This is a genomic window from Mesorhizobium sp. M7A.F.Ca.AU.002.02.1.1 (assembly GCF_003998535.1).
GTDB classification, from domain to species: domain Bacteria; phylum Pseudomonadota; class Alphaproteobacteria; order Rhizobiales; family Rhizobiaceae; genus Mesorhizobium; species Mesorhizobium ciceri.
Genome location: NZ_RZPB01000049.1, coordinates 7831 through 16341, shown reverse-complemented (window position 1 = coordinate 16341; position 8511 = coordinate 7831). Strand labels below are relative to the sequence as shown.

The window sequence follows — 8511 nt, the reverse complement described above, 5'->3', positions numbered from 1 at the left end:
TCTTCACAGCGTGCGCGCGCTTGGCCATGAAGCTCATGACGGCTGCCGGGATATTTCGGTCATCGGTGCCGTAGATCATGTAGGACGGCAGCGTTTTCCATGAAGCTACGCCCGAGGGCTCGGCCAGGGCTGCCTGCGCGATCGGGCGTTGGGTGGCGGCCATCAGCGACGACTGCTCTTCGGGAACGTCGGCCGCGAACTGGGCTCGGAATTTGTCCGGCTGGATGAAGAGATCCTGGCCGCCGTTCGGCGACGCGACTGGAGCAAGCGCGCTTGCCAAAGTGCTGCCGGGAAACATGCTGGACAAGGTGGCGCTCGATTCGCCGTTATCCGGCGCGAATCCGGCCACGTATACCAAGGCCTTCACATTGGGATTGCCGTTGGCGGCTTCGGTGATCACGGGTCCGCCGTAGGAATGCCCCACCAGCACGATCGGTCCGGGAACCGACCGGATGATGGCCGAGACCGCCGCGGCATCGCTGGCGACGCTGCGGAGGGGATTGGCTGCCGCCTTTGCCATATAGCCGTCCCTGCCGAGTTTGGTTATGACCGCGTCCCAACTCGACGATTCGGCGAAGGCCCCGTGCACCAGCACGATCGTCGGCTTGGGCTTCGCTCCGGCCGCCTGCGCCGTTGCGCCACCCGCGACGGCAAGCGCGGCGGCCAGCGCCAGGATTCCAGTGACATTTCGCATTTGCTTTCTCCTTTGTCGGCCTTCCGTTTGACCAATGTGGAGAAGGATGCGCCGATCCGGGGCGCCGACCTATTGTGCGGAATGGTCGGTCATACGATGCCAAGGTGCAGGGTGGGTCATCGCTGCGATCAGGTGACCTGGGTATTCCGCACGCGGATCGCCGGCAGCGCAGGAGTTCGTGACCAGTACAAATCCATGGAGCTGCTGCCTCCAAACACCACTGCCGCCCCGGCGTAACGGCAAGACTCCCACCGCGAACGACATTGCCCCTGACCTTAGGCCTTCACAGCCCATGCTTTCGTATGGATCAAGCAGCCACATCGTCTGATCGTTCCGCAATGACGCAGCATTTATATTGCTATTGTGAATACGATCCAAAATTAACCATGGAGTTACCAAAATGAAGAACACATCTCTTGCTGCCGCAATCCTTCTTGTTGCAGCAGGAAACGCCGTCGCCGGAAGCGATCACTACGGATCAAACTCGGTCCAGCAACCCGCAACTTCTTCCGAGAGCATGCACACCTCCTCGATCAGGAAGACGGGCAACGATGCCGGCGTGCAGGAGACCGTGCGCAAGCCGATTGCTCCCAGCAAGGACCCGGGCCAGGGCATCTGGGGTCACTAGCACCCGAAAATTGTAGAACCTGGAAGGACCGGGGCGTCGCCCCGGTCCTCTTCACGCTTTCCAAAGGACCTTGAAAGTGCGTGGGGGCCCTGACACAGGTTCTGAGACCGGGGAGCTATAAAACCACCTTTCACCTTGGATCTGGCCGGGTGGGATGGCGATCGACGCTCGACCGTCAAACGGCAGCGACTTGGCTACCCCAGCTCAAAGCAATGCCATTCCGCCGTCGACCCGCAGATTGACACCGGTGACAAAACTGCTTGCGTCCGATGCCAGGAACAGAGCGGCTTTTGCCAGTTCTTCCGGCTGGCCCATTCGACCAAGGGGAATTGCTTCGGCCATGGACTTCTCGAAGGATGCTCGCATTTCGGCCGGGACACCCAGTTTGTCGAGAATAGCCGTATCCACGGGGCCGGGGCTGAGCACGTTGACGCGTATGCGGCGCGATTTCAGTTCTATCGCCCAACTGCGCGCGAAGGCGCCGATGGCTGCCTTGGAGCCTGCATAAACGGCATGGCCTTCCAAGACCTTCTCGCTGGCGATTGATCCCGTCAGTATGACTGCGCCGCCATCGCGCATCAGCGGGATCAGTTTCTGCACACCAAAGAAGACGCCGCGCGCATTGATAGAGAACTGCGCATCGTACTCGTCTTCGGGAACTGCCGACGAATGCGTGATGGTGTTCACGCCGGCGTTCGCCATATAGATATCGAACGCCCCAAACCTCTGATGGATCTGTCGCGCGACATCCTCGTGGTGCGCCACGTCGGCTACATCACCCTGAATGCCCAGTGCGCCGGCTCCGATCTCGGAGACTGCCTCCTCGACGGCACGCTGCCTCCGGCCGGTGATTACGACCTGCGCCCCCTCCGACGCGAAAGCTTTCGCGGCGAATAGCCCAATCCCACTGTTTCCCCCGGTGATCAACGCGGTCTTTCCTGAAAGTATACCCATTTGCATTGCCTCTGATGATTTTCACGAGAGCCGCCGCAGTTGCCAACCGCAGTTTTCAGCGTGAACTCGGACGGCTGAGACCAGAAAGCATCTCCAGCAGCCATCGATGCTGAGTTTTCATAGTCAGGCTGGCCGCACCGGTGTTGTGCTGCCAGCCATGACCGCCGTTTGAGGGCACTAGCCCTTGATGAAGGCGAGCAGATCGGCGTTCAGCTGGTCCTGGTGTGTGGCCGTGATCCCGTGGGGCGCGCCGGGGTAATATATGGCCTTTGCGCCTTTGATCAGCCGCTCCGACTTGACTGACGAATCCTTGACCGGGACGATCTGGTCGTCCTCGCCATGCAGGATCAAGGTCGGTATATCGAATTTCTTGAGGTCCTCGGTGAAGTCGGTTTCGGAGAACGCTTTGACGCATTCATATGCATTCACGAGACCGACCTGCATGCTCCAGAGCCAGAACTGATTCAGAACCCCCTGGGAGACCGTGGCGCCTGGCCTGTTTGCACCATAAAACGACTGTGCGAGGTCCAGATAGTGCTGCGAGCGATCCTTGAGGAGGCCAGCCCTTATGCCGTCGAACACTTCGATCGGCAGACCTTCCGGATTGGCCGGCGTTTTCACCATGATCGGCGGAACAGCGGCGATAAGAACAGCCTTGGCCACGCGTTCCGTCCCGTGCCGTCCGATATAGCGAGCGACCTCGCCTCCCCCGGTTGAATGCCCGACCAGCGTGGCGTCCCGGAGATCCAGCGCCTCGATCACGGCTGCAAGATCGTCCGCGTAGCCATCCATGTCGTTGCCGGAGGTGGCCTGGCTGGAGCGGCCATGGCCCCGCCGGTCATGAGCAACCACGCGGAAGCCATTATGGGCCAGAAAGAGCATCTGTGCATCCCAGGCGTCGGAATTCAGCGGCCAGCCGTGTGAGAAGGTTATTGGCGGACCCCTACCCCAGTCCTTGTAATAGATTTCCGTACCGTCCTTGCTTGTGATGGTGCTCATTGTTTTGCGTCCTGATTGAGGGGTGGGAACATGTGGGTTTTGCTGGGCCCCGGATGACGAAGCGACTGGCAGTCCGGCTATGACCGCCGCTGAAAAACTGGCCAACAAGACGTCGCGGCGGGTTGCACCGAGGGTGAAAAGTCCATCCATACTCATCGTGTCCATCCTTGGTGAGCGGCTTCTCGGGTCGGCTCACCATCACGATCACCGGGTCGACCTGCACCGTCGCTTTCGGGGGGAGGAGCGGGCGAAGGAGCGGCGACGCCCGATGATCGTGATGGCTTGCGAGGGAGAAGATGCGCCGATCCGCCCCGCGAACCTATTCTACGCAGGCATCTGTCGTACGATGCCAAGGTGCAGGGTAGGTACGCCGAGGTGCTGGAACTGTCGCTGAGATGGGGCAAATGATGCGATGACGTTGGTTCGTGCGCGACGTGCCGCGTGTGGCTGTCACAAACACGACCTATCAAGCCGTATGAGGATTCTTCTCAAAACGAGGAGCGGCTGATCGCGAGCAAGTCACCGCCCGAACGGACCGCGATAGGTTTCGCCTACGTGGTCCTCATGTTGAGTAATCAACTCACCGCCGGCCAGAGCGCAATATGCTTAGGTGTACAACGCGTTATTATAACGACAAAGGCTTTAAAGCTTTCGCCTTATAGAAATTGCACGGCATTTGCCGCTCTTGGAGCACTTTGGACCTCACAACCCCGGAGTGCTTTATGCGCCTTAGCTTTCTTTCTGGTTTCCTCATTGCGGTTCTTGCTGCCGGGCCATCGACTTCTGCCAGCGCAGCGCACTCCGGCGTGCCGCTCGGGCAATCGACCGACCTGTCGGCACGTATCGTCGACGGCAAGGCCGACGTTAACGGTGTGGCCTATCACTATTTGCTGGCAGCAGGCGGCCCGAAAACCGTGGTGTTGTTGCATGGTTGGGGCACGACCTCATACATGTGGCGCTTTGTAATGCCGCAACTGGTGGCGCGCGGTTACACGGTACTTGCGCCCGATTTGCGCGGTTTGGGGGACACCGCCAAGCCTGCGGCCGGCTACGAAAAGGCGGCGATTGCCGAGGATATTCGAGCACTTGTCAATCAGCTGAACCTTGGTCCGGTCGTCAATCTCGTCGGTCACGATATGGGTGGCATGGTCGCTTATTCCTATGCGGCGCAGCACCCGGGGGAAGTCACCACACTGGCAATCGTTGACGTCCCGCTGCCAGGCATCGAACCGTGGAACGAATTGATCCAAGGCCCTCGCACTTGGCATTTTCGCTTCCACTCCGTACGCGACGTGCCGGAAATGCTCATTGCCGGTCGCGAGCTTGAGTATTTAAAGTGGTTTCACAATGCAGAGGGGGTAAATACTCGCGCGTTCGACACCGAAGCCGACGAAGTCTACGGCCGTTCTTATGCCCAGCCTGGCGCATTGCGCGCAGGCTTCGAGTACTACCGGGCTTTCCCGCGTGACGAAGAACAGAACAAAGCCTTTGCAAAACACAAGCTGACGATGCCGGTACTCGGTATAAGCGGTTCGGGTGGCCTGGCATCGATGTACGAAGGCCATCTCCGCCACGTCGCCGAAAACGTACGGGCCGTAGTAGTCGAAGGCTCAGGCCATTGGGTTCCGGAGGAGCAGCCGGCCGCCGTCACAAGGGCCCTGATCGAATTCCTGCCACCAGCATACTAAGCTTCGCGGCTGGCTGAAGCACAACATTAGCGATAGTCGCCGTGATGGAGATACGCCACTCCAAAGCTTTCCCAATGCGCCGCCGTTAGCTGGCGATGCGCGGCAAGAGCTTGGCAGTGTAGCCTCAACACCAGGTTACACGCGGCGATCATCGCTCTAAACTTCATAAAAATTTGTCTGAGTCCGGATCGTCCTGGGCAGGCTACTCTTAACGGAGAAGCGCCAGCCGCTGGGCGATACTATCGGACGGAGGCGAGGTTCACCCTTTCGAAAGTCCTGGCCGCGCCGGCCTCGCGCATCGCCGGGGGCAGCGTTTCCCAGGCCCGGATCAGCTCTCCGATGGAAGCTGCTTCCATCTTGCGCATGACATTGCCGCGGTGAAGCTTGACGGTCACTTCACTGATGCCGAGGTCGAAAGCGATCTGTTTGTTGAGGCGCCCACGCGCCACTTCATGCAGCACCTCGCGCTCGCGCGGGGTCAGCGTCTCGACACGCTCGATGTTGCGCTTGACGACCACCGCATCCGCCCGCCGCTTGGCATCCACCGCAATGCCCGCGATCACGGCGTCAAGGAGTGTTTGGTCGCGCACCGGTTTGGTGAGAAAATCCACGGCGCCCGCCTTCATCGCCTGGACAGTCATCGGTATGTCGCCATGCCCGGTCAGGAAGATGATGGGCTTGGGATTGCCGTTTGTCGCAAGATGGTGCTGTAGATCGAGACCGCTTGCCCCTGGCATGCGCACGTCGAGGATCAAGCATCCGGGGCTGTTCAAGACGTCCGCGTCGAGCAATTCGCGGGTCGAGGCAAAGCAGACCGGCTCAAAGCCCATCGACAGGATCAACTCCGACAGTGCTTCGCGAACAGACGCATCGTCATCGACAATGATGACGAGCGGCTGCTGCGGCTCAGCCTTCCGCTGCCGTGACACCGGCGCCGATCTCTGCAAGAGTGGTTGGTCAACTCTCATGTTCATCCCTCGGTTTCCTGGTTGGCTAAAGCGTTGGCCACCGCCGCAAGCAGGGCCTGGCCGTCGAATGGCTTGCGGAAAAACCCGCTGATGCCCTTGGCACGGTACTGATCCGCTATCTCGTGGCGGCCGGTGATCAGGAACACCGGTAGGTCCGCACGCGTCTTCTTGACCTGGTCACGAAGTTCAAAGCCGTCCGTTCCAGGCATCCCGATATCGGTAATGAGCAAGTCCACGTCGGAGAGCCCGCTGACGAGCAGTGATCCCGCCGACGAGAAGCTGCGGGGAGCATAGCCCGCAGACTCCAAAAGGTTCTCGAGCGACTCGAGCAATCTTGGGTCGTCATCGACAATCGCCACGACAGGTCGCACCTTGCTCACACTCCGTTCCCTCCCGTTCGTCGAGAGTGGCTGATCGGTATCTCCAACCGCTCCGCCATGCGCACGAGATCAGCGAGTGATGCCGCAACCATTTTCTGCATCACGTTCCGTCTATGGATTTGCAGCGTGACCTCGCTGATCCCCAACTCAGCCGCGGCCTGTTTGTTCAGCAGGCCACTCACAACGAGCGGCAGCACCTCGCGTTCTCGCTGCGTGAGCTCTTGATAGCGTTGCCTCAACACGGTGAGTTCGGCGCGCTCTGATCGCCTTTCCCGGTCCTGGGCGATCGCTGCCCGGATCGCGACCATGAGGTCCGTATCGCTGAAAGGCTTTGTCAGGAAGTCCACAGCGCCGTGCTTGATCGCACGCACAGAGGACGGGATGTCGCCATGCCCCGTTATGAAGACGATCGGCGGATGATCGCCCTCGGCGATCTGCTTCTGCAGATCTAGACCGTTGATGTCAGGCAATTCCACATCGAGGATCAGGCAGGCGGGGACGTCCGGCTTGTCGGCAAGGACATAGTCGCCGGCCGATCCGAACGCTACGGCGCGCATGCCATGGGACTCCAGAAGCTCACCAAGCGCTTCCCGAATACGCACGTCGTCATCGACGATGAAGACCATTTGATCGTGGGGCGTCATGCTGCCGCTTTCATTTCAACTGGCATCGTGAAGACGAACGCCGTTCCGTGCGGATCGTTCTTCTCCACCCACAACCGTCCGCCATGGGACTCGACGATCGAACGGCAGATCGCGAGTCCCATGCCCATGCCGTGCTCTTTCGTCGTAAAGAACGGCTCGAATATTCGGTCAGGAAACTCAATGCCCGGGCCACAATCGCTGATCTCGATCTGGATCGCGTCCCCTATCCGGCGCACGCGAAGTCCAAGAACCTTGTCGCCCGGAACAGAGTCCATCGCCTCGATCCCATTGCGGATGAGGTTCACCAGAACCTGCTGAATCTGCACCCGATCGAGCGCGACAATAGGAAGGTCGCTTTCGACATCGAGATCCAGACGAACACGGCGCCGCACCGCCTCCTCGGCGATGAGGTCGCGCGCTTCCGCTATGACGCTGTCGAGTGCTGTGTAAGCCATCGCGTCTGCAGATTGCTTGAATAAGGCGCGGATGCGGCTGACGACATCCGCGGCTGAGTTGGCATCACGGATAATACGCTCCACAGTCTTCTGCGCCCGCTCGATATTTGGCGGTTCGGCCGTGAGCCAACGCTGGCAGGCATATGAGTTGGCGACAACAGCCGCCAGAGGCTGGTTCACCTCATGGGCTATAGAGGCTGAAAGCTCGGCAAGACTCGCCGCCTGGCTCGCACGTGCAAGTCTCTCTTGCGCCAGGCGCAGTTCTTCTTGCACTCGAACTTCACCGTCGATGTCCAGACAGACGACGTTCCACTGAACAATCGCTCCCTCTGCGTTGCGCATCGGTGCCGCGCGCGTATCGACCCAGCAATATTCGCCGTCGAAGCGACGCAGACGGTGCCTGCGCGCATACGGTTCGCCAGTGGCCAACGAATGAGCATAGTTCGCTTTGACGGCCGCCAGGTCGTCAGGATGAACGCCTTCATCGAGTGTCCCGGACAGGCGGGATTTTCCCTTGCCGTCCAATAACTCCAACTCATATCCGAGGAATTCGCGGAGCTGACGGCTTCGATATATCGGCTCACCGTTCGGTGCGGCGCAATCGATCATCACCGGCAGCGTTTCAACCAGCTGCCACAGCGAACGTTCTCTCTCGCGCAGTGCCACCTGCGCGCGCATCTCCTCGTCGATGTCGATGGAGACCTGGTACCAGTGAACGATGGCTCCATCCCGATCGCGCAGAGGCTCGCAACGCCCTTCTATCCAGCGATAGCTGCCGTCTTTCCAACGCCGGCGATACCGCATGATGAAGGAGTCGCCAGTTTTGAGGCAGTTGGCTGACCTTTTGAGCACCTCGGGAGCATCTTCGGGATGAATCAGTTCTTGCGCCACCCTGGTGAACTCTTCGAAGTTCGCCCCGGAGATGCCGAGATCCTCCAAAGACCGCCTATTCACGTACGCAAGCTTGCCATCGGGCGTCCAGCTCCAGATGTGGACCGGCAAGGCATCGACAAGCTGCTGGAGCTCGCGCTCTCTTTCGCGCAAAGCCTCCTGCGCGCGCATCTCGTCTTCGATGTCGATTGAAGCCATATACCATTGAAC

9 protein-coding genes are annotated in these 8511 nt (G+C 59.8%); 2 read left to right on the top strand and 7 right to left on the bottom strand.

Translation table 11 applies throughout. The features are described 5' to 3' along the window. The coding region (locus EN879_RS05545) for an alpha/beta hydrolase (protein WP_245493799.1) at positions 1 to 676 on the bottom strand (676 nt) is incomplete at its 3' end. A 418-nt stretch (positions 677 to 1094) separates the two neighbouring features. Here EN879_RS05545 and EN879_RS05540 point away from each other — a divergent pair. Continuing rightward, positions 1095 to 1322 (top strand): DUF680 domain-containing protein, encoded by a 228-nt coding sequence (locus EN879_RS05540; RefSeq protein WP_013896614.1) that lies wholly within the window; start codon positions 1095 to 1097, stop codon positions 1320 to 1322. 204 nt (positions 1323 to 1526) lie between these two features. Here the strand turns inward: EN879_RS05540 and EN879_RS05535 are convergent, their stop codons facing one another. Together EN879_RS05535 and EN879_RS05530 are read right to left on the bottom strand one after the other, a co-directional pair. Beyond that, positions 1527 to 2276 (bottom strand): glucose 1-dehydrogenase, encoded by a 750-nt coding sequence (locus EN879_RS05535; RefSeq protein ID WP_063170879.1) that lies wholly within the window; start codon positions 2274 to 2276, stop codon positions 1527 to 1529. Positions 2277 to 2453: 177 nt separating this feature from the next. Next, on the bottom strand, positions 2454 to 3431 hold the full coding sequence (locus tag EN879_RS05530; protein ID WP_082826804.1) for an alpha/beta hydrolase: 978 nt from the start codon (positions 3429 to 3431) through the stop codon (positions 2454 to 2456). A 566-nt stretch (positions 3432 to 3997) separates the two neighbouring features. On the opposite strand from EN879_RS05530, the gene EN879_RS05525 reads away from it, so the two are divergent. Further along, positions 3998 to 4963 carry an alpha/beta hydrolase gene (locus tag EN879_RS05525; RefSeq protein ID WP_063170649.1) on the top strand — a complete coding sequence of 322 codons (966 nt, stop codon included), beginning with the start codon at positions 3998 to 4000 and terminating at the stop codon, positions 4961 to 4963. Positions 4964 to 5202: 239 nt separating this feature from the next. Here EN879_RS05525 and EN879_RS05520 read toward each other — a convergent pair whose 3' ends face one another. The 4 genes from EN879_RS05520 to EN879_RS39750 form a co-directional block, all read right to left on the bottom strand. Then, positions 5203 to 5931, bottom strand: coding sequence for a response regulator transcription factor (locus EN879_RS05520; protein ID WP_063170880.1), 729 nt, complete (start codon positions 5929 to 5931; stop codon positions 5203 to 5205). A 2-nt stretch (positions 5932 to 5933) separates the two neighbouring features. Further along, complete coding sequence (locus EN879_RS05515) at positions 5934 to 6311, bottom strand: response regulator (RefSeq protein WP_027161970.1); 378 nt, start codon at positions 6309 to 6311, stop codon at positions 5934 to 5936. Continuing rightward, on the bottom strand, positions 6308 to 6955 hold the full coding sequence (locus tag EN879_RS05510; protein ID WP_023767341.1) for a response regulator: 648 nt from the start codon (positions 6953 to 6955) through the stop codon (positions 6308 to 6310). The genes EN879_RS05515 and EN879_RS05510 overlap by 4 nt, the downstream gene beginning before the upstream one ends. Further along, positions 6952 to 8511, bottom strand: a 1560-nt coding sequence (locus EN879_RS39750; RefSeq protein WP_245493798.1) for a PAS domain-containing protein, incomplete at its 5' end; no start/stop codon positions are given. The genes EN879_RS05510 and EN879_RS39750, both read right to left, overlap by 4 nt.

Coding starts and splice junctions, on each gene's coding strand:
- EN879_RS05535 (WP_063170879.1), bottom strand. CDS start 2,276: ATGGGTATACTTTCAGGAAAGACCGCGTTGATCACCGGGGGAAACAGT.
- EN879_RS05540 (WP_013896614.1), top strand. CDS start 1,095: ATGAAGAACACATCTCTTGCTGCCGCAATCCTTCTTGTTGCAGCAGGA.
- EN879_RS05520 (WP_063170880.1), bottom strand. CDS start 5,931: ATGAGAGTTGACCAACCACTCTTGCAGAGATCGGCGCCGGTGTCACGG.
- EN879_RS05510 (WP_023767341.1), bottom strand. CDS start 6,955: ATGACGCCCCACGATCAAATGGTCTTCATCGTCGATGACGACGTGCGT.
- EN879_RS05530 (WP_082826804.1), bottom strand. CDS start 3,431: ATGAGTATGGATGGACTTTTCACCCTCGGTGCAACCCGCCGCGACGTC.
- EN879_RS05525 (WP_063170649.1), top strand. CDS start 3,998: ATGCGCCTTAGCTTTCTTTCTGGTTTCCTCATTGCGGTTCTTGCTGCC.